Here is a 20,175-nt window from a genome sequence, read left to right as displayed (position 1 = left end):
GTGATGCCGCAGCGTACAGCCCGTTTCTAGCGTCCGATGTCATGCGAACGAACAGCTGGGCCGCCGCCATTCTCACCGGCGCCGCGATCGCGACCGTCCTGCTAGCGGTCCCGCCGGCCGACGCGGACACCCCGTTGCGGGAAAGCTCCACCGCGGCGCGCGCGGTGCAGCACCTGACGTCGCCGGCCTCGGCATCGGATTCGACAGCCGTACCTGCGGATTTCACCGCTCTACTCGGCTACCAGCCGAAGGAGGTCGACGGCGTGATGGTGAACCCGCACGGCGCTTGTTCGTCACCCGTGCCGCTGCCCGCCGAGTTCGACACCGCCTGCAAGGCCCACGACCTCGGATACGACCTGCTCCGCTATGCGCATCTGACTGGAGGCGAACTCGGTCCGTGGGCCCGAAACGCGCTCGACGCCCAGCTCGATCGCCGTATGCATGCGGCATGCGACACCCGAGAACGGGATCGTGCGTCCTGTTTCGCGCTGGCGAACATCGCGACGACCGCTGTCTCAGTGAACTCGCGGCGGCAGGGATACGGCGTGCCGATCGACGAACCATGGATCCGCTACGGCCTTGCCGGCGCACTCGGCGTGCTGGGGCTACTGGCCACCGCGATCACGGTCCAGCGGATCCGGCGGCTGGTGACCGCATGAGCGCGATCTCGAACAGCCGAATCACGGCACATCGCCTCTCGATCACCGACGCACTGCCCCGCGTCCGCACGTCACTGGCTATCTCCGTCGGGACCGTCGTGTCGCTCGCACCGTCCCTGCTCCCCCGCTCACCTGTAGTCCAGGGCGTCCTGACCGGGCTGGCGGTCGCAGCGCTCTGGGGACTGTCCTCGCTGCTCGGTCGGCTACAGCAGGGCCCGAGCACCGGGGCCTTGCCGCGCCTGGTGTCTGCGGTCGTGTCGCTCGCGGCGGTCACCTGGTCGGTGGCGAGCGCCGACCATTGGCAGAACGGGCTACGCGCGGCGATGGCGCTACCACCCGTCGGGCCGATGCATTGGGCACAGGTCGGATTCTGGTCGACCACGGTGTGCCTGACGGCGTTCGGCGTCGCTCGCGTCGTCGCCGCCGTCGCCCGCCGCCTGGGGCCGCTGGGATGCACCGCCCTGCTGAGTGCCACTCTCCCTTTCGTCTGGTTCGTGGCGGTTCCCGCGGTGGCTTCGGCTGCGACACAACACTTCCGTTCGATCAATACAACCGTCGATGCCAGTCTTTCTGCAGCCGAACACGATTCGCTGATTCCGTGGAGGACTTTGGGTGTCGAGGGTCGCCGATTCGTGGCCGATGCCTCCGGGAGCATTCGCACCTACGTCGGACTCGACTCCGCGCCGGACCACGACTCGCGTGCTGCACTAGCGGTACGCGAACTCGACCGTGCGGGCGGCTTCACCCGCGGTCACGTCGTGGTGGCGATTCCGACCGGTTCGGGATGGATCGACGGCGAGGCTGCACGCGGGATCGAGCAAAGGTTCGATGGCGACGTCGCCATCGTCGGCCAGCAGTACTCGTACGCGCCGAGCTGGGTCACGTTCCTGTTCGGTCGCTCGGACGCGGAACGGTCCGCGCAGGCACTGTTCGCGGCGGTCTCGGCCCACGTCGCAGCGATGCCCGCCGACACACGGCCGGCCATTCACGTCTTCGGGCAGAGTATGGGATCGGTTGGCGGCAGCGCGATCTTCGCGGACGACAGCGCCGCCAGGACGGCTACGTGCAGCGCCTTGTGGGCCGGTCCACCAGCCGGTGCGGTCGACACCAGGGGCGCGACGGTGCTCGCCAACAGTTCCGACCCCGTGGTGTGGTGGTCGGGTGCACTGCTCACGCGCCCGCCCGACCTGAGTCGAACTCGTGTCGATGCGCCTGTACCGCAATGGGTTCCGTTTGTGAGCTTCGTGCAGACGACGGTCGACCTGGTGTTCTCCCTCGACGCCCCCTCCGGGCACGGGCATCGGTACGGCGCCGACCAGGGCCTGCTCATGTCAGACTGCTGAGCGATCCGCTGCGCATTCGCCGAGGTCCTCCTACCGTGGAGACATGAGCGCAAACACGGACACGGAAGCCGCACGCGCAATCCTGCGGGACAACTTCGAACGGATCCGGGAGTTGGTGGTCGAGGCCACCGACGGTCTGACTCCCGAGATGTCCGATTATAGGGCCGGACCGAAGGCCAACTCGATCGCTTGGCTGCTCTGGCATCTCACCCGGGTTCAGGACGACCACGTGAGCGACGCGGCCGACGCGGAGCAGGCGTGGACGTCGCGGGGCTGGCAGGAGCGGTTCGGATTCTCCTTTCCCGCCACCGATATCGGCTACGGACACAACAGCACCCAGGTCGGCGAGGTACATGCCGACGCGCAACTGCTCGCCGACTATCACGGCGACGTCCACCTCGCGACCCTCGAGTACATCGACGAGTTGACCAACGAGGAACTCGACCGGATCGTCGATCGCTCGTGGGATCCACCGGTTTCCGTTTCGGTGCGGCTGGTCAGCGTGATCGGTGACTGTCTGCAGCACCTGGGGCAAGCGGCGTATCTGCGGGGCCTGTTGGACGAGCGGTGATCCGGTAGTCACGCCTGCGCGGGCGCCTGGTCCGACGCCGGTAGGCGGTCACCGTGCCGGGCCAGTTGTTGGTGATCTTGCCCGATGCGTTGCGGTACCAATTACCGCACAGACTCCACACCGAGTTGGCGAGTTTGCGTTGGATGCGATCGTTGAACCGCTGCTCGATATCGGCGTCGACCTCGATGGCGCAGCCGGGGCGCTCCGCGAGCCACCTTACGAGCCCGGCGATGTGCCGGGCCTGCGACTCGAGCACGTGGATGATCGACCCGGAGCCGAGGTTCGTGTTGGGCCCGTACAGCATGAACAGGTTGGGGAACCCGGCCGTGGTGATGCCGAGGTACGCGTGGGCGCCGTCGGACCACGCGTCGTCCAGACGTGTCCCGCCCCGGCCCCGTACGGTCATGGGGGCGAGGAAATCCGTAGCCGCGAAACCGGTTCCGTAGATGATGACGTCGGCCGGGTGCAGGGTCCCGTCGACGGTACGGACCCCGTCCGACTCGATCCGCTCGATGGAGTCGATGACGAGATCGACGTTGCTGCGGGTGAGTGTCGGGTAGTACTCGTCGGACAGCAGCATTCGCTTGCAGCCGGGTTCGTAGTCAGGAGTGAGCGCAGCTCGCAGCGTCGGATCCGACACCTGCCGTTCGAGGTGTTTCCGGGCGAGAACCCCGGCCAAGGCGCCCCGCCACCTGGTGTCGACGAGAGCGACCGTGAGGATCTCGAAGATCGCCCAGACGAGGAACCGTTCGCCCCGCAGCGTCGCCGGCACCGATCGGAACACCCGGTGGTGCCAGTCGCTGTAGACGCGGTCGGGTTTGGGCAGGATCCACGGCGCGGACCGCTGGAAGAGCGTCAGACGGCCCGCCTCCGGGGCGATCTCCGGCACGAACTGGATCGCGCTGGCCCCGGTTCCGATCACCGCGACCCGCTCGCCCGAGAGGTCCACGTCGTGGTTCCATTCGGCGGAGTGGAAGGCCGATCCGGCGAAGGTCTCCCGCCCCGGAATACTCGGCAGCGACGGCCGGGACAGCTGCCCCACCGCGGTCACGAGGACGTCCGACTCGATCACTTCGTCGTGGGCCGTGCGCACCGTCCATCGGTTGGTGCGTTCGTCGAACTCCGCTGTGGTGACCGTGACCCCGAACCGGACGAGCCGTAGCAGATCATGCCTACCGGCGACGTCACGCAGGTACGCGAGGATGTCGGGCTGCTCCGAGAACCGGCGCGACCAGTCCGGATTGGGATTCGTCGAGATCGAATACAACGGGGAAGGCACGTCACACGCCGCACCGGGGTACGTGTTGTCCCGCCATACGCCGCCGACGTCGTCACCCTGCTCGAGAATCGTGATGTCGGTGAATCCGGCCCGACGCAACTCGAGCGCCATCGTGATCCCGCCGAACCCGGCGCCGATGATGGTGATCGACGGCTGCCTCACTACGGGCCTCCTCGCGCGCCACCTGGTCCGATGTCCTGGGACAACTGCCCCGGTTGTAGCTGCCCCCGTGAAACGAAGCCTAGTCCGATCGGACAGAGGACGGCCCGGATCCGCACATTGCGGATCCGGGCCGTCCGGCTGACTCGCTTGGTAGCTCGGCCCGTCAGCTCACCGGCGAGGCGATCGGGCCACGTGCCGCCTCGTAGGCGGCACCCACGCGGTACAGACGCTCATCTGCCAGGGCTGGGGCCATAATCTGCAGGCCGACCGGCAGACCGTCGTCGACGGAGACGCCCGACGGGACCGACATCGCGCAGTGACCGGCCAGGTTGGTCGGCAGCGTGCACAGGTCGGACAGGTACATCGCCAGCGGGTCGTCGACCTTCTCGCCCAGCTTCCACGGAGTGAACGGACTGGTCGGAGAGACCAGGACATCGGCCTTCTCGTAGGCCGCATCGAAGTCACGCGCGATCAGGGTCCGAACCTTGAGCGCGGAGCCGTAGTAGGCGTCGTAGTAGCCCGCCGACAGCGCGTAGGTGCCGATCATGATGCGTCGCTTGACTTCCTTGCCGAAGCCGGCGGCGCGGGTCGCAGCCATGACCTGCTCGGCACTCATGTCGCCGTCGTCGACTCGCAGGCCGTAGCGCATGGCGTCGAAACGTGCCAGGTTCGAGGACACCTCGCTCGGCAGGATCAGGTAGTAGGACGCGAGGGCGTACTCGAAGTTGGGGCAGGAAACCTCGACCACTTCAGCGCCGAGCGCCGTCAACTGTTCGACGGCAGCGTCGAACGACGCAATGACGCCTGGCTGGTAGCTGTCCGATCGCAACTCTTTGACAACACCGACGCGCACACCCTTCAGGTCACCCGAAGCACCCTGGCGGGCCGCCTCGACGACCGGCCGGACCGGCTCGTCCACCGACGTGGAGTCACGCGGGTCGTATCCGGCGATCACCTCGTGCAGCAGCGCGGTGTCCAGGACGGTGCGCCCACACGGGCCGCCCTGGTCGAGCGACGACGCGCACGCGACCAGACCGAAACGCGACACGGTCCCATAGGTCGGCTTGGTGCCGACGGTCGCGGTCACGGCGGCGGGCTGGCGGATCGAACCACCGGTGTCGGTGCCGATCGCCAGCGGCGCTTGGTACGACGCGAGGGCAGCCGCGGAGCCACCACCCGAGCCGCCCGGGATGCGCGTGGTGTCCCACGGGTTCCGGGTGGGGCCGTACGCGGAGTTCTCGGTGGACGAACCCATCGCGAACTCGTCCATGTTGGTCTTGCCGAGGATCGGGATGCCGGCCTCACGCAGCTTGGTCGTGAGCGTCGCGTCGTACGGCGACACCCAGTCCTCGAGGATCTTCGAGGCACAGGTCGTCGGCATGTCCGTGGTCGCGAATATGTCCTTGAGGGCGATCGGCACGCCGGCGAGCGCAGAGACGGGCTTGTCCCCGGCTGCAATCGCCGAGTCGGCCTCCTTTGCGGCGACCAGAGCCTGCTCGCCCGCGACGTGCAAGAACGCGTTCAGTTCGCCATCGACCTGTCCGATCCGGTCGATGTGCGCCTGCGTGGCCTCGACCGAGGAGACCTCGCGGGAGTGAATCTTCGACGCGAGCTCCGACGCGTCGAGGCGGGTCAGATCGGTGCTCATTCGCCCTCTCCCAAGATCTGCGGAACGGAGAACCGATCTTCTTCGACGGCCGGGGCACCCGACAGTGCCTGCTCCGGCGTGAGGCCCGGCACGATGACGTCCGGCCGGGTCACGTTCGAGACCGGGTTGGGGTTCGCGGTGGGCGGGACATCATCTGCCGCGACCTCCGAGACCGCCTTCACGTGGCTGAGAATCGAATCCAGCTGACCGGCGAACTCGTCGAGTTCTGCCTCCGTCAGAGTGAGCCGGGACAGCCGGGCGAGGTGGGCGACCTCGTCACGGGAGATGGCAGGCACCTTCGATGACCCCTTTCAGGTCGAAGTGAACGTTCCCGACCAGCCTAGAGCGTGCCGAGATCGATCGTGCAGCCCGTCACCCCAGCAGGCACTGATACGGAATGGAAGGATGGAAGACGGCAGGGACCCGAGCGGTGTCCCTTCTCAGGTATCGGAGCCCTCGGGTGTCAGGGCTCTCGGGTGCCAGAGCTCTCGAGTGCCAGAGCTCGACTTCGACAGAACGGAAAAGCCTCTCGTGTCCTACCTGCTCCGCGTCCAGCTTCCCGATCGGCCCGGTAGCCTCGGCGCGCTCGCCGTCGCTCTCGGTTCTGTCGGGGCCGACATCCTCTCGCTGGACGTCGTCGAGCGTGGCTCGGGGTACGCCGTCGACGATCTCGTCGTCGACGTCGAGTCCGGCTCGCTGCCGGACACGCTCATCACGGCGGCGGAGAAGCTGCCCGAGGTTCACGTCGACTCGATCCGCCCGTACTCGGGGATCCTGGACACGCACCGAGAGCTCGAACTCATCGACCACGTCGCAACCGCGCACTCGGATCGCCTCCAGGTCCTCGTCGACAACGCGCCGAGGGTTCTGCGGGTCGGGTGGTGCACGGTCATGGACATGGGCCCGCACGGCGCGTACCGCGTGGCCGGAAGCCCGGGAGCACCGGAGACCCACGCCGGCGATGCACCGTGGATGCCGTTGAAGCGGGCCGCCGTCCTCCACGGCGACGAGGACTGGGTGCCGAAGTCGTGGCGCGATATGGACACCGCCCTCGCGGCTGCACCGCTCGGCAACACCGGCCGGGCGCTGTTGTTGGGGCGCCCTGGCGGACCCGAGTTCCGCCCCTCGGAGGTCGCGCGGCTCGGCTACCTCACCGGCATCGTCGCGACCGTCCTCGGGTGACCGAGGTCAGACGAGTTCGCGAACCAGCGCGGTGAGTTCGATACCTGGCACCGGTTCCCAGTTTCTTTCCGGCGCGGGCACGAAACCGTTGCGGTCGTAGATGCGACGGGCGTCGACCATGTCCGGCATGGTCGAGATGATCACGGCGTGGTCGCCGCGGTCGTAGGCGACGTCGAGTACGTACTGCACGAGAGCGGAGCCGACGCCCTTCCCGCGGGCCGACTTCGCCACGGCGAGCATCCGGAACTCGAGCTCACCCTTTTCGGCGACATCGGCGAAAGGCGATTCGGGTGTGGCAATGGTCACCGACCCCACGATCTGACCGTTGTACTCGGCCACCACGACCTCCGCCTTTTCGGCGCGGGTCGCAGTGTCGCGCAGGAGGTCGGAATAGGTGTCGGTCCCCGATACGAAGCCTTCACCGATGTAGACCTCGGCAGTGAGCTTGCCGACGGTCTCGTAGTCGGCAGGTGTGACGGCTCGGATATCGATCATGGCGCCATGATGTCAGCTAGGCTGGTTTGCCCGAAACTCGATCGGGACCTTGCACTGAGACTCACGTCACAATTCGAGCTAGGCCGGCACCGGACCACCACGCCCGCAGGGTGGCGGCGGCCATGCAGAGCGGAACGCGCCAGTACCGATTCCGACCAGCATCGACGGGCCACCAACTCGGACGAGAAGCCATTCGCGGCAAGTACCCGATTCCGACCGACTGAACCGCACGCCCAACGACGCGATGTCGTAGACGTGGCGTTAATCACGTGGAAGGCGCTGCCTGGCTCGGTGAATGCTGCTGTCGCACTGTCGTTCTCCCCGGGAGGTCAGACACCGTCGGGGCCACTGTCGAGCAGCCGCCGGAAGCCCGCCTCGTCGAGGATCGGCACTCCGAGCTCCTCGGCCTTGGCCGCCTTAGACCCAGGCGCATCACCGATCACGACGAACGCCGTCTTCTTCGAAACCGAGCCGGCCGCTTTGCCGCCGCGGACCAGGATCGCCTCCTTCGCCTCGTCTCGTGTGAAGCCCTCGAGTGAACCAGTCACGACGATCGACAGCCCCTCGAGGTTCCGGACGATCGACTCGTCACGTTCGTCCTGCATCGTCACTCCCGCGGCCCGCCATTTCGCCACGATGTCGCGGTGCCAGTCGACCGTGAACCACTCGGTCACCGCCGCCGCGATAGTGCCCCCGACGCCGTCCACCGCCGCGAGTTCCTCGATGCCCGCGTTCTCGATGCGCTCGAGGCTGCCGAACTCGCTTGCCAGCGCGCGTGCCGCGGTCGGTCCGACGTGCCGTATCGAGAGGGCTACGAGTACCCGCCACAGCGGCTGCCTCTTTGCCGAACCCAAATTGTCGAGTAACCGGCGGCCGTTGGCCGACAGCGTGCCGGCCTTGGTCCGGAACAATTGCGCCTCGAGCAGATCGTTCTCGGTGAGCGAGAAGAGGTCACCCTCGTCACGGATCACCCCGGCCTGCAGCAACGCGGTGGCCGCCTCGTAGCCGAGTACCTCGATATCGAAGGCGCCTCGGCCCGCGACGTGGAAGACCCGCTCGCGCAACTGTGCCGGGCAAGACCGGGTGTTTGGACAGCGGATGTCCGCATCGCCCTCCTTCGCCGGCGCGAGTGTGGTACCGCACTCGGGACATTCGGTGGGCATCACGAACTCGCGTTCGGTGCCGTCGCGGACGTCGACGACCGGCCCCAGCACCTCCGGGATCACCTCGCCGGCCTTGCGGATCACGACCGTATCGCCGATCAGCACACCCTTGCGCTTGACCTCCGACGCGTTGTGCAGCGTGGCGAGCGACACCGTCGAACCGGCCACCAGGACCGGTTCCATGTACGCGAACGGCGTCACCCGTCCGGTGCGGCCGACGCTGACGCGGATGTCGATCAGCTTGGTGGTGGCCTCCTCCGGCGGGTACTTGTAGGCGACCGCCCAGCGTGGGGCGCGGGACGTCGCGCCGAGTCGCCGGTGCAACGCCATTTCGTCGACCTTGACTACCAGACCGTCGATCTCGTGCTCGACGTCATGGCGGTGCTCGTCCCAGTACTTCACCCGCTCGATCACCGCGTCGACACCGACGACCAGCGAGGTGTGCGTCGAAACCGGCAGTCCCCACGCCGCGAGTGCGGTGTAGGCGTCGTGCTGCGAGACCGGATCGAACCCCTCGGTACGGCCGATCCCATGGCAGATCATGCCGAGCCGACGCCGAGCCGTGACGGCCGGATTCTTCTGCCGCAGAGAACCCGCCGCCGAGTTACGTGGGTTCGCGAACGGCGCCTTGCCGTCCTCGACGAGCGACGCGTTGAGTGCGGCGAAGTCCTCCAGCCGGAAGAACACCTCGCCGCGCACCTCGAGTAGCGTTGGGATCGGGTGTCCGTCAGTGGGTGTGAGAGTTTCGGGTATGTCGGCGATGGTGCGCGCATTCAACGTCACGTCCTCGCCGGTACGGCCGTCTCCACGCGTCGCGGCACGGACCAGCCTGCCGTTCTCGTACACCAGATTGAGCGCGACGCCGTCTATCTTGACCTCGCACAAGTACTCCAGGCCAGCGTTTTTCACGTCAGCCGAACCCGAGGATCGGTCGCCGGCTTCGGCTTCCACGCGGCTCGCCCAGGCGCGGAGTTCGTCGAAGTCGAAGACGTTGTCGAGACTGAGCATTCGCTCGAGATGGTCCACCGCGGTGAACTCGGTCGAGAACCCGCCACCGACGGTTTGCGTCGGCGAGTCCGGCGTCCGCAGGTCCGGATGCCGCTCCTCGAGTGCGTTCAGTTGACCGAACAGTTCGTCGAACTCACCGTCGGAGATGGTCGGCGCGTCCAGCACGTAGTAGCGGAACTGATGGTTCCGGACGACCTCGGCCAACTCCTGCCAGCTTTCGCGATCCTCGGCGCTCGCCGGCTCCGCCGCCGCATCGGCTGGGCTGATCATCGTGGTATCGACTTCGCTGTGGTCCACTTCGGCAGGTTATCGCAGCCGAGCGACATGTTCCGCGGACGCGGACAGGCTCGCCGAACTCGAGCTCGCGGCCCCGCCACGACCCGCGAGAGTGCCTCGAGCTCCGTTCACGGCATCCCGGACGGGTCGGCCCCGTCGGCGAAAGCACGGGTCACCTCGCCGGCCGCACGCAAGGCCGAGCGAGCCCACTCGGGGCTCGCCCCGGCCAGCCCACAGCTCGGCGTCACGACCACCCGCGAGGACAGCAGCGTGCGCGCGAATCCCAGCCGATCCAGCAGTCGTGTCGCCGGCTCCGCCAGCTCCCGCCAACTCGGCGTGTGCCCCGGCGCGGTCGCGGGCACGAGACCCAAGGCCAGATCGACGCCCCCGTCGAGCAGTTCGCCGACACCGTCGAGATCCGCGGTTCGCAGCGTCGACACGTCGAACCCGACCATCGCCGCACCGCTGCGACGCAGCATGCCCCACGGGACGTCGGCCGCGCAGCAGTGCACGAGGACGGGGGCTCCGATGCGCTCGATCGTCGACTGCAACAGCGCGAGTGCCTCCGGCTCCGGCAGCGCACGCGGCGCCTGCAGGATCGACACCCCGGGAAGCGTGCCGGCGAGGACGGCGTCCAGGGCGGGTTCGTCGAGCTGGACGACGATCGGCGACCCGAGGCGGCGGGCGGCTTCGGCGGCGTGCTCGGCGACGCCCTCGGCGAGCGATTCCGTGAGGTCCCGCAGGGCGCCGCGGTCGGTGAGCACCCGGTGTCCCCCGGACAACTCGACCTGCGACGCCAGCGTCAACGGGCCGACGGTCTGCACCTTGATCGGCTGCTCGGTACCGCGTCTGCCTGCCAGCTCCCACGCTTCCTCGAGCGCGTCGACGTCGCGGGCCAACAAGTCGCGAGCCGTGCGGGTGACCGTGCCGATCCGCTGCGCTAGACGGTACCCGGTCGTGGAGGCGTCGAAAGGCATGTCGACCACCAGCGCCGCGGCCCGGCCGATTATGTCGGCGCCGATTCCACGGGCCGGCAGTTCCACCAGGTGCGGGAGCGCGGGCAGCTCGCCGATGGCGATCTCCGCGGCCTCGCGCGGATCTGTACCCGGCCAGGATCCGACGCCCGTCGCGACGCCGACGGGGATCCGCACGTCCGTCACGGCCGGTCCGACGGCGAGCCCGTGCCCGAGATGGTGCCGCTGCCGATGACGACGTCGCCGGCCTGGTCCGGGCGGTACAGCACGACGGCCTGCCCCCGTGCGACGCCGGTCAGCGGCTCCGACAGCTGGACGACGATGCCGCCGTCGTCACTCTTCGGGCCGCCCGGTGTGCCCCCCGCCACCTCCACTACGGCGCGCGCAGTTCCGCCGTGCGCGCGCACCTGCACGACGCACTCGACCGGGCCCTCAGGAGCATGCCCTGACGTCCAGACCGCACGATCAGCGGTGATGGTCCACACGTCGAGTCGGGCAGCCGACCCCACCCGCACCGTACCGGTCTCGGGTTCGATCGCAGTCACGTACCGCGGCTTGCCATCGGCCGCGGGACCCTGGACGCCGAGCCCCTTCCGCTGGCCGATCGTGAAGCCGTGCACACCGTCGTGCCTCGCGAGTTCCTCACCGGTGTCGGCGTCGACCACTGCGCCGGGCCGGATCCCGATCTTCGCGCCCAGGAACGCGCGTGTGTCACCGGAGGGGATGAAGCAGATGTCGTGGCTGTCTGGCTTGTTCGCCACCGCGAGACCACGCTCGGCAGCTTCCGCCCGGATCTGCTCCTTCGGGGTATCGCCCACCGGGAACAGTGCGCGAGAAAGCTGCTCGGCGGTCAACACCGCGAGAACGTACGACTGGTCCTTGTCGGCGTCGACTGCACGGCGCAGCACGCCGTCCTCGAGCCGGGCGTAGTGCCCCGTCGCGACGGCGTCGAAGCCTAGAGCCATCGCCCGATCGGCCAGAGCCGAGAACTTGATCTTCTCGTTGCACCGCAGGCACGGGTTCGGGGTGTCACCCGCGGCATACGACTCGACGAAGTCGTCGATCACGTCTTCCTTGAAGCGCTCTGCGAAATCCCATACATAGAATGGGATTCCGAGTACGTCGGCGGCTCGCTTCGCGTCACCGGCGTCCTCCTTGGAGCAGCATCCACGCGAGCCCGTACGCAGGGTTCCCGGAGCCGAAGAGAGCGCGAGATGCACGCCCACCACATCGTGGCCGGCGGCCACTGCCCGCGCCGCCGCAACCGCGGAATCCACTCCGCCGCTCATCGCTGCCAGAACTCGCATCTAACGATTCCCTCCGTTTGTTCCCGAGGCACCGGCACCTGCCAGTCCAGCGGCACGGGCACGTTCGATCACCTGCGGCAGCGCGGACAGCAGCGTCTCGACGTCGCGATCGGTCGACGTGTGCCCCAACGAGAAGCGCAGCGAACCACGCGCCACGACGGGATCGACGCCCATTGCGGTCAGCACGTGACTCGCGCTCGCCACACCCGCCGTACACGCCGAACCGGTCGAGCACTCGACCCCTGCGACGTCGAGCAGCATGAGCAACGAATCACCCTCGCACCCAGGAAAAGTGAAGTGTGCGTTACCCGGAAGACGTCCGGTTCCGGCCGGGCCGTTGAGAACCGCATCCGGAGCGATCCCTTGCACACCGTCGATCAGCTTGTCCCGCAACATGATCAGCTCGCCGCTACGCGTGTGTATCTCGGATGTCGTGATCCGCACGGCCGAGGCCAGGGCGACGATCGACGCGGTGTCCTGGGTTCCGGATCGCAGGTCTCGCTCGTGCCCACCGCCGTGCGACAGTGGTACGCACGAAACCTGGCGCCCGAGCAACAGCGCGCCGACCCCCTGTGGGCCGCCGAGCTTGTGTCCGGTGACACTCAGCGCGGACAGGCCGCTGGCCGCGAAGTCGATGGGTAGGTGAGCCGCGGCCTGGACTGCGTCACTGTGGATCGGAACGTCGTATGCGGACGCAATCGCAGCTATGTCTTCGATCCGGTTGATCGTCCCGGTCTCGTTGTTGGCCCACATGACGGTCACGAGCGCCGCCTCCTCCGAGTGCACCTCCAACGCGGCCCGCACCACTTCAGGGGGCACCGCGCCGCGCTCGTCCACCGGCAGCCACGTCACCTGGGCGCCCTCGTGTTCGACGAGCCACTCGACGGCGTCGAGGACGGCGTGGTGCTCGACGGCGCTCGCGAGGATCCGGGTGCGCCGGGGATCGGCATCACGCCGCGCCCAGAAGATGCCCTTGACCGCGAGGTTGTCACTTTCTGTGCCACCGGAGGTGAAGATCACCTCGGATGGACGGGCTCCGAGGCCCGCCGCGACAGATTCGCGCGACTCCTCGATCCGACGTCGGGCCGACCGGCCCGATCCGTGGAGCGACGAGGCGTTGCCCACAGTCGCGAAGACCTCGGCCATCGCCTCGATCGCGGCCGGGTACATGGGTGTGGTCGCGGCGTGGTCGAGGTAGACGGCAGAGCTGTGAGCAGACGAGGACATAGCTCGTCAAGGATAGCGGTTCACCCGGAAGCGGCGTGTCCGCAGCGATCCGCCTCACGCAGCCGACTGGTGACGTTGTCCCTCCAGCTGAGCGAGGATCCGTCGGGTGCCGTCATCGGTGCGGCGCCGGACGTGCCGGTCGCACCGCCGCGCGAGTTCGCGTCGGGAGGATCCCGCGACCTGGGGGGCGCCCAAGACGACCTCCACCCTCAGGCCACGGCTGCGCAGGACCCGCCGGATCGAGACTCCGATGCCCTCGTCGCCGACGAAGCTCGGACCCGTCGTCCGTTCGCCCGACGCGGTGACGTAGTCGATCGACACCGGCAGCACGAGGCAATCGGCGTCGATCGCCGCCTGAAACAGCGCCGGCCGGAATCGGCCGAACGCCTGCCCGCACCATGTGGTCCCCTCCGGAAAGGCGATCACGGTCTCACCCGCACCGAGATATTCCCGCACCTGTGCGACCGTTCCCGGCAGTTCCCGCAGACGCGCCCGCTCGATCGGGATGATGCCCGCCCGCCGAGCCACCCCTCCCAGTAGCGGCCACGTGACCAGGTCGGCGCGTGCTACGAAGCGGCCGGGCACCACCGCGGCGAGCACCAGGACGTCCGCCCACGAGACGTGCCCCGCCACCACCAGCACCCCTCCCGTGCCGCTGCTCGCTCGGCCTTCGACGTCGAGCCGAATACCGATGCCACGCAACGCTGTCCGCGCAAGAAGTCGATGACCCGCCGTCCGTGCCGTGGGGGGCAACATGCGCACCAGAGGCAACAGCGCCGCACACGATACTGTCAGCGCCAGCGCCACCCAGCGCGCGCACACAGTCAGAGCCGACACCCGATCCGGGCGCCGTGGCAGACACCCGTCACCACATGGGCTCGTCGGAAACCACGGGTGGCTCACGTCACTACCTCGACCGCCGCCGACGCACGCTGCAACCGCTCGAGATAGCGGGTGTCGGCGTCGGCCAGTCTCTGCACCGCCACGAAGTCCGCGACCCCGAAGTCAGGATCGTGCGCGGGTTCGCCGCAGATCCGCGCCCCCAACCGCAGGTAGCCGCGCAGCAGCGGAGGCACGGCGGGACGCGCGGTCGACGCGATGTCGTCGAGCGGCCGCCCGTCCACCCGCACCGGGCGCAGCGGCCGCACCCACCGTGACCGATCGGCGGCGTGGCGATCTAGCAGGAAGTCGCGTACCCCTCGCACGTTCGCGCCGGCGACGGCATCGGGCTTGTCCTGCATTGGCACGGAGACACAGCCCATGACGGTGTGGTGACCGGTCAGTTGGAGGTATTGGAGGATGCCCGCCCACATCAGAACGAGGACGGAACCCGAGCGGTGCGCGGGATCCACGCACGCGCGCCCCATCTCGACGATCCGGTGCGCGGCCGGGTCCAGCGTGGACAGGTCGAACTCGGTGGCGGTGTAGTAGCCGCCAGCCGCGCCCGCCCGGTCGGGCGTGAGCATGCGGTAGCAGCCGACGAACTCGCCCGAGGCGTTGTCACGGACCAACAGATGGTCGCAGAACTCGTCGAACCTGTCGGCGTCGCGCCCATCGGGAGATCGGGAGATCACGAAGCCGGGTTCGGTGGAGAACACGCGGTGACGCAGGCGCTGCGCCGCCTCGCGGTGCTCACGGTCGGAGGAGACCAGCAGGGAGTAACGCGACCCGCTCGTGACAAGGCCGGGTTCCCGCGCAGAACAGACGGTTTCGACCAACGAAGTTGTCATGGCGCAGGTCTATCGCCGCCGACCGGCGGTAGGGCGTCAACCGCGTGTCGCGTCGGTGCAGCTTTGGTGAACGGACCGCGCGCCTACCTCCGCTCTCCGCCCTTCGGCGCGGAAGCCGGTACGTGCGCGCATGGTCTCGTCGAACCGATGGCCTCCGGCTCCCATCCCTACCGATTCGTCGGCATGGGAGCCGAGGTGGAGCACCCCTTCAACAGGGCGTACTGCTCGCTCAGGAGCCGAGAGACTTCAGACGGTTCACGCCAGGAATCCGCGGGCGGGTCGAAGCCTCCGAGTCTCCTTGGTCCCGGGTGGAACCGTGGTCACCAGTACCTGCCGAACTCGTTTCCGTAGCCGTGGTGTCCTCCTCCATAGCCGTGGTGTCCTCCTCCATAGCCGTGCCCTCCGTAGCCATGCTTGACGTCGTTGATTGGCGCCGAGATCGATCCGAAGTGCCAACGGGCGTCGTTGATCGGTGCCGAGATCGATCCGAAGCTGCCGCGTCCGTAGCCATGGCGATCCACACTGTTGGCGGGTGCCGAGATCGATCCGAAGCTGCCGCGTCCGTAGCCATGGCGATCGACATTGTTGGCGGGTGCCGAGATCGATCCGAAGCTACCGCGTCCGTAGCCATGGCGATCGACATTGTTGATGGGTGCCGAGATCGATCCGAAGCCGTGCCCGTACCCATGACGTACGTCGTTGATCGGTGCCGACACCGGCGCGCTGGGCGCTGCCATGGCCGGCGCGACTCCGAGCCCGAGGGGAAGCGCAGCAAGCGCTCCGACAATGGCGATCTTGGCGAGAGTACGACGTGGGGGGATGGTCTTTGTGTTCATCAAATACTCCTTGGTCCACATGCGGGTCCGTCGCCTTGGCTGCCGGCGTCGGATCCGACGGGACTCGTCCTCTACCTGACGGACGGGCCAAGACCCACCGTACGCCTGTCGAAGTTGGGGTTCAGTGGGACGGAATCCCGTGCCGCGCAAGAGTAATAGCCAATCGCGATCCCTTCTGATCGTCGGTTCCGGCCGCACCGCCATGATCAGCACAAACGCTCGCTATGCAAACGAACTGTTTCCATAATGCGACCCTTCAGTGCCCTCCGAACGTCACCGAACCAGCTCACGACCGTGACGAACGTCACCAGGTCATGCTCGCGACCTATCCCGTTCACGCCGGTCCCGTGCTTCGGCCGCCTGGGCTGACGCGCGACACCCAGCACACACAGCAGGTCCCCACAGCGCTGCGACCACTACGTCAACTGCCACAAGACCCGCGACAGCCTCCAAACGAGTGGCATAGGAGCGCCCCGCTCGACAAGAAGGCCGCGCTCCAGCCACAGGCTGGAGACGCGGTCCGGGTGAGTGCAGATTTCTATCGTGGTGCCGCTCGGGAACCCGATCAGGGTAGGACCGGTCTCGTGAGGTTGTCGGCCACCAACCTCCCATGCCTACCGATTAGGCGGCATGGGAGCGAGGTGGGCTGGACACACCCGACAGCAGGGCTCGCTCAGGAATCGAGAGACCCGTGACGGTTCAGGACAGGGATCCGAGCTGCCCGGGAGGGCCGGAGCCGAACGGCCCCCCGAAGGGGCCTCTGCTGAGCTCCGGACCGTAGCCATGTCGATCGGCATTGTTGGCTGGTGCCGAGATCGATCCGAAGCCGCCACCGAATCCGTGCCCGAAGCCACCGCCACGGAATCCGTGCCCGAAGCCATGCCCGCCATAGCCATGACGGACATCGTTGACTGGTGCCGAGATCGACCCGAAGCCGTGCCCGAAGCCATGGCGGACATCGTTGATCGGCGCCGAGATCGACCCGAAGCCGTGCCCGAAGCCATGACGGACATCGTTGATCGGCGCCGAGATCGACCCGAAGCTGCCGTGTCCACGGACATCATTGATCGGCGCCGACACAGGCGTGCTGGGCGCAGCCACGGCCGGGGCGACTCCGAGCCCGAGGGGCAGCGCAGCGAGCGCTCCGACAACAGCGATCTTGGCGAGAGTACGACGTCGGGAGATGGTCTTTGTGTTCATCATCAATACTCCTTGGTCCACATGCGGATCCGTCGCCTTTGCTGCCGGCGTCGGAACCGACGGGACTCGTCCTCTACGTGACGGACGGGCCAAAACCCAAGGTACGCCTGTCGGCGTGGGGCTTCAGCGGAGCTGAATCCCGTACTGCGCAAGCGGAATAACCGGTCCCGGCCCCTTCGATCATCGATTCCGGCCGCACCACGATGATCAGCGCAAACTACCACTCACAGAACCGAACGGTCCCCCGGAAACGGTCCTCCAGTACCCTGCCGAGGCCACTGAGCCACGCTCGCCTTCCATACGATTCCACCCACCTCGGCGGCGGCGAGGTGGGTGGAATCACCCGATAGCAGGACCGACTGGCCGCTCAGGAATCGGCAGAAGCGAGACGGTTCAGGACCCGAAACCCGGTCCCCCGAAACCCGGTCCCCCGAAACCCGGTCCCCCGAAACCCGGTCCCCCGAAACCCGGTCCCGGGCGGAACCCCGGTCCATAACCCGGACCTGGGTGGAACCCCGGCCCGCCGAACCCTGGCCCCGGCCCCGGGCGGAACCCCGGTCCCCCGAACCCTGGCCCCCGATACTGGGCGTGGTGCGGTCCATAGGCGACGTCGTTGACTGGTGCCGAGATCGATCCGAAGCCACCGCGACCGAAGCCATGCCCGCCATATCCATGACGGACGTCGTTCACTGGTGCCGAGATCGATCCGAAGCCATGCCCATACCCATGACGGACGTCGTTGATCGGTGCCGAGACCGGCGCGCTGGGCGTTGCCACGGCCGGGGCGACTCCGAGTCCGAGGGGCAGCGCAGCGAGCGCTCCGACAACAGCGATCTTGGCGAGAGTACGACGTCGGGAGATGGTCTTTGTGTTCATCATCAATACTCCTTGGTCCACATACGGATCCGTCGCCTTGGCGGGCTTCGGAAACGACGGGACTCGTCCTCTACGTGACGGACGGGCCAAAACCCAACGTACGCCCGTCGGCTTCGTGCATCAGCCGGGCGGAATCCCATGCGGCGCAGCCGCAATAGCCAGCTCCGCCCTCTTCTGATCGCACGTTCCGCACGCACGACGATGAGCAGCACAAACGATCGCTCAGCGAACCGAACAGTCCCCCGGAAACGACCGCCGCCGCCCTGCGAGCCACTCGCTGCCGTGACACATCTCACGTCCACGCCATCGTTGCCCCCACCCCCGACACGGGAGTTCGGCCATCACAGGCCTCCGAACCGACTCGAACGACGCCCGCCACTGACCGGCATGACGACCCCGCCAGGCGGAAGACCGCTCTCTGCCCGGTCACCCAGTCCGGCCGATACCCTTGCGTCAGTTCGATATCGACCCCGACCTCCGTACCGTCACAGCCGATACCGGTCAGTTGACAGCATTTCGAGAAGCTGCTCGATCACCACGGTGTTCGGGCGCATCGACTGGTCGAAGTCGCCTTGGACACAGTCGTGTTCGACCTTCTTCAGTAGCCGAAGAGATGGGAGGCCGTAGCGCAGAGCTGCGAGAGCCCGTAGACGAAGGGTACGGTCACCGTCAACCAGGCGAGGGCGATGAGCCCGCGATTGACGGGGTGGCCGGACCCGTGCTCTGGCTTTGCAGCTGTGGCCGGTTTGGTGTTTGTCACGTTTCCTGCCCCGCCTCTCTGCGATGTGAAGTCCAGTCCCCGACGGAGTCCTCCACCCTGGCCGGAACGGCTTCCTGGTACTTGGGGTCGACGTGCCGAATCAGCTCGTTCCAGACGAACCCCACGATCAACAGCACGATCATGACCCCGAACTTCAGCATGTAGAGATCCGGACCGCTCTTGCCGGCCACGTTCTGAGAGTCCGCGACAGCGTTCACGATAAGTGGTCCGAGCACGCCGGCCGCGGACCACGCCGTAACCAACCTGCCGTGGATCGCACCGACCTCCCGGCTGCCGAACAAGTCGCGCAAGTATGCCGGGACAGTCGCGAACCCTGCGCCGTAGAAGGACACGATCAGCATCGTGCAGACGAGGAACAACGCCTTGTTGGCGTTGGTGGTCAGAGCGAGCGTCAGGTACAGAAGAGCACCGCCACCGAGATAGAGCCGGAACATGTTCTTGCGGCCGATGACGTCGGACAACGTCGACCAGCCGAATCGACCCGCGATGTTGGCCAGCGAGACGACCGCCACGAATCCCGCAGCCGCCACTGCCAGAGCCGTGGCGCGCTGGACGCGGTGGGGAAGAAGTCCTGGAAGATCGGAGCTGCCCTCTCGAGAATGCCGATTCCCGCGGTGACGTTGAAGCACAGGGCAATCCAGAGCAGCCAGAACTGGGGTGTCTTGATCGCGCTTGTCGCTGAGACGCTCACCGTGCTGACAAGCGATTCGGCCCTGTGTGGCGTGGACTCCCAGCCGACAGGCCTCCAGTCGGGCGCCGGAACGCGGATCAGCAGCCAGCCCAACGACATGAATACCGCGTAGGCACAACCGATCACGAGAAGGGTCGCCGAAACTCCGGCCGTGTCTCGACCGAGGCCGTCGAGCAGGCTGTTGGCCAACGCCGAAGCCACCAAGGCGCCACCACCGAAGCCCATGATGGCCATGCCCGCCGCCATCCCGGGACGGTCAGGGAACCACTTCATCAGCGTGGACACCGGGGAGATGTACCCGATACCCAGACCGATACCGCCGACGAACCCGTAGCCGAACACGACAAGCCAGTACTGTTCGATGAATACCCCGAGGGCGGCGATCAGATAGCCGCTACAGAAGCATGAGGTGGCCACGACCATGGCCCATCGCGGGCCCCTGCGATCTACGCGGGTTCCGAACAGCGCGGCCGAGGCTCCGAGCATCACGATGCTGACGGTGAACGGCAGCGCACTGGCCGTTCCCGAGATGCCCATCGACGACTCGAGTGGAGACTTGAAGACGCTCCAGGCATAGGTCGATCCGATGGCGAGATGTATCGAGAGTGCGGCTGGCGGAACGAGCCAGCGGCTCCATCAGGGTCTGGCGACGATCCTCGAACGTTCGAGGAAGCTGGCTGTCACGATCGAATGCCCCTTCTGAAATGCCCGAACTCCGGGCGAGAAATCAGATTCGAATCAACGACGGTGGACCAAGGGCTGAAGCC

Annotated in this window: 19 protein-coding genes; 4 read left to right on the top strand and 15 right to left on the bottom strand. The window is 67.2% G+C overall.

The features are described 5' to 3' along the window. The first annotated feature begins 41 nt into the window (after positions 1-41). The 3 genes from EF834_RS06670 to EF834_RS06660 are packed head-to-tail and all read left to right on the top strand — an operon-like array spanning position 42 to position 2,573. Positions 42-659 carry a hypothetical protein gene (locus tag EF834_RS06670; RefSeq protein WP_127946422.1) on the top strand — a complete coding sequence of 206 codons (618 nt, stop codon included), beginning with the start codon at positions 42-44 and terminating at the stop codon, positions 657-659. Further along, on the top strand, positions 656-2,002 hold the full coding sequence (locus EF834_RS06665) for an alpha/beta-hydrolase family protein (RefSeq protein ID WP_127946421.1): 1,347 nt from the start codon (positions 656-658) through the stop codon (positions 2,000-2,002). Before EF834_RS06670 ends, EF834_RS06665 begins: the two co-directional genes overlap by 4 nt. A 43-nt stretch (positions 2,003-2,045) precedes the next feature. Then, complete coding sequence (locus tag EF834_RS06660) at positions 2,046-2,573, top strand: mycothiol transferase (RefSeq protein ID WP_127946420.1); 528 nt, start codon at positions 2,046-2,048, stop codon at positions 2,571-2,573. Here the strand turns inward: EF834_RS06660 and EF834_RS06655 are convergent. The 3 genes from EF834_RS06655 to gatC form a co-directional block, all read right to left on the bottom strand. Next, the gene (locus EF834_RS06655; protein WP_127946419.1) at positions 2,500-4,014 is read right to left on the bottom strand and encodes a flavin-containing monooxygenase; all 1,515 of its coding nucleotides are present in this window, start codon (positions 4,012-4,014) and stop codon (positions 2,500-2,502) included. The genes EF834_RS06660 and EF834_RS06655 overlap by 74 nt on opposite strands. A 163-nt stretch (positions 4,015-4,177) precedes the next feature. Further along, positions 4,178-5,662 (bottom strand): Asp-tRNA(Asn)/Glu-tRNA(Gln) amidotransferase subunit GatA, encoded by a 1,485-nt coding sequence (gene gatA, locus EF834_RS06650; protein ID WP_127946418.1) that lies wholly within the window; start codon positions 5,660-5,662, stop codon positions 4,178-4,180. Next, positions 5,659-5,958: an Asp-tRNA(Asn)/Glu-tRNA(Gln) amidotransferase subunit GatC gene (gatC, locus tag EF834_RS06645; protein WP_127946417.1), complete on the bottom strand. Its 300-nt coding sequence runs from the start codon at positions 5,956-5,958 to the stop codon at positions 5,659-5,661. Before gatC ends, gatA begins: the two co-directional genes overlap by 4 nt. A gap of 235 nt (positions 5,959-6,193) precedes the next feature. On the opposite strand from gatC, the gene EF834_RS06640 reads away from it, so the two are divergent. After that, positions 6,194-6,844 (top strand): ACT domain-containing protein, encoded by a 651-nt coding sequence (locus EF834_RS06640; protein WP_127946416.1) that lies wholly within the window; start codon positions 6,194-6,196, stop codon positions 6,842-6,844. 6 nt (positions 6,845-6,850) lie between these two features. On the opposite strand, the gene EF834_RS06635 is transcribed toward EF834_RS06640, so the two are convergent. From EF834_RS06635 to EF834_RS06585, 12 genes are all read right to left on the bottom strand, one after another. Then, positions 6,851-7,339: a GNAT family N-acetyltransferase gene (locus EF834_RS06635; RefSeq protein ID WP_127946415.1), complete on the bottom strand. Its 489-nt coding sequence runs from the start codon at positions 7,337-7,339 to the stop codon at positions 6,851-6,853. Between the two features lie 329 nt (positions 7,340-7,668). After that, positions 7,669-9,780: an NAD-dependent DNA ligase LigA gene (ligA, locus tag EF834_RS06630; RefSeq protein WP_127946414.1), complete on the bottom strand. Its 2,112-nt coding sequence runs from the start codon at positions 9,778-9,780 to the stop codon at positions 7,669-7,671. A gap of 134 nt (positions 9,781-9,914) precedes the next feature. Next, complete coding sequence (locus tag EF834_RS06625) at positions 9,915-10,946, bottom strand: methionine synthase (RefSeq protein ID WP_127946413.1); 1,032 nt, start codon at positions 10,944-10,946, stop codon at positions 9,915-9,917. Then, positions 10,943-12,067 carry a tRNA 2-thiouridine(34) synthase MnmA gene (gene mnmA / locus EF834_RS06620; protein WP_127946412.1) on the bottom strand — a complete coding sequence of 375 codons (1,125 nt, stop codon included), beginning with the start codon at positions 12,065-12,067 and terminating at the stop codon, positions 10,943-10,945. The genes EF834_RS06625 and mnmA overlap by 4 nt, the downstream gene beginning before the upstream one ends. Then, entirely contained in the window at positions 12,068-13,294 is a 1,227-nt protein-coding gene (locus EF834_RS06615) for a cysteine desulfurase family protein (RefSeq protein WP_127946411.1), read from the bottom strand. It lies immediately after the preceding gene. A 54-nt stretch (positions 13,295-13,348) separates the two neighbouring features. Then, on the bottom strand, positions 13,349-14,131 hold the full coding sequence (locus EF834_RS06610) for a lysophospholipid acyltransferase family protein (RefSeq protein ID WP_206615192.1): 783 nt from the start codon (positions 14,129-14,131) through the stop codon (positions 13,349-13,351). Positions 14,132-14,193: 62 nt separating this feature from the next. Next, a complete protein-coding gene (locus EF834_RS06605; RefSeq protein WP_127946409.1) occupies positions 14,194-15,024 on the bottom strand; it encodes a GNAT family N-acetyltransferase in 831 nt (276 codons plus the stop codon). 320 nt (positions 15,025-15,344) lie between these two features. Beyond that, positions 15,345-15,860, bottom strand: a complete 516-nt coding sequence (locus tag EF834_RS06600) for a hypothetical protein (protein WP_127946408.1) — start codon at positions 15,858-15,860, stop codon at positions 15,345-15,347. Between the two features lie 699 nt (positions 15,861-16,559). Then, positions 16,560-17,063, bottom strand: a complete 504-nt coding sequence (locus EF834_RS06595) for a hypothetical protein (protein ID WP_164874069.1) — start codon at positions 17,061-17,063, stop codon at positions 16,560-16,562. A gap of 1,471 nt (positions 17,064-18,534) precedes the next feature. Further along, positions 18,535-18,696, bottom strand: a complete 162-nt coding sequence (locus tag EF834_RS18770) for an MFS transporter small subunit (protein WP_456238937.1) — start codon at positions 18,694-18,696, stop codon at positions 18,535-18,537. After that, positions 18,693-19,214, bottom strand: a complete 522-nt coding sequence (locus EF834_RS18625; protein WP_328590548.1) for an MFS transporter — start codon at positions 19,212-19,214, stop codon at positions 18,693-18,695. Before EF834_RS18625 ends, EF834_RS18770 begins: the two co-directional genes overlap by 4 nt. Then, positions 19,109-19,945, bottom strand: a complete 837-nt coding sequence (locus tag EF834_RS06585) for an MFS transporter (protein WP_268960939.1) — start codon at positions 19,943-19,945, stop codon at positions 19,109-19,111. The genes EF834_RS18625 and EF834_RS06585 overlap by 106 nt, the downstream gene beginning before the upstream one ends. Positions 19,946-20,175: the final 230 nt, after the last annotated feature.

It is taken from the genome of Rhodococcus spongiicola, assembly GCF_004011835.1.
GTDB classification, from domain to species: domain Bacteria; phylum Actinomycetota; class Actinomycetes; order Mycobacteriales; family Mycobacteriaceae; genus Prescottella; species Prescottella spongiicola.
Note: the sequence above shows the minus strand (reverse complement) of the source record. Positions and strands in the feature narration are given on the sequence as shown.

What these genes read in the sequence shown, in the direction of transcription:
- EF834_RS06670 (WP_127946422.1), top strand. Translation starts at nt 42, where the DNA reads ATGCGAACGAACAGCTGGGCCGCCGCCATTCTCACCGGCGCCGCGATC.
- EF834_RS06665 (WP_127946421.1), top strand. Translation starts at nt 656, where the DNA reads ATGAGCGCGATCTCGAACAGCCGAATCACGGCACATCGCCTCTCGATC.
- EF834_RS06660 (WP_127946420.1), top strand. Translation starts at nt 2,046, where the DNA reads ATGAGCGCAAACACGGACACGGAAGCCGCACGCGCAATCCTGCGGGAC.
- gatA (WP_127946418.1), bottom strand. Translation starts at nt 5,662, where the DNA reads ATGAGCACCGATCTGACCCGCCTCGACGCGTCGGAGCTCGCGTCGAAG.
- EF834_RS06635 (WP_127946415.1), bottom strand. Translation starts at nt 7,339, where the DNA reads ATGATCGATATCCGAGCCGTCACACCTGCCGACTACGAGACCGTCGGC.
- ligA (WP_127946414.1), bottom strand. Translation starts at nt 9,780, where the DNA reads ATGATCAGCCCAGCCGATGCGGCGGCGGAGCCGGCGAGCGCCGAGGAT.
- mnmA (WP_127946412.1), bottom strand. Translation starts at nt 12,067, where the DNA reads ATGCGAGTTCTGGCAGCGATGAGCGGCGGAGTGGATTCCGCGGTTGCG.
- EF834_RS06615 (WP_127946411.1), bottom strand. Translation starts at nt 13,294, where the DNA reads ATGTCCTCGTCTGCTCACAGCTCTGCCGTCTACCTCGACCACGCCGCG.
- EF834_RS06605 (WP_127946409.1), bottom strand. Translation starts at nt 15,024, where the DNA reads ATGACAACTTCGTTGGTCGAAACCGTCTGTTCTGCGCGGGAACCCGGC.
- EF834_RS06600 (WP_127946408.1), bottom strand. Translation starts at nt 15,860, where the DNA reads ATGAACACAAAGACCATCCCCCCACGTCGTACTCTCGCCAAGATCGCC.
- EF834_RS06595 (WP_164874069.1), bottom strand. Translation starts at nt 17,063, where the DNA reads ATGATGAACACAAAGACCATCTCCCGACGTCGTACTCTCGCCAAGATC.
- EF834_RS06585 (WP_268960939.1), bottom strand. Translation starts at nt 19,945, where the DNA reads ATGGGCATCTCGGGAACGGCCAGTGCGCTGCCGTTCACCGTCAGCATC.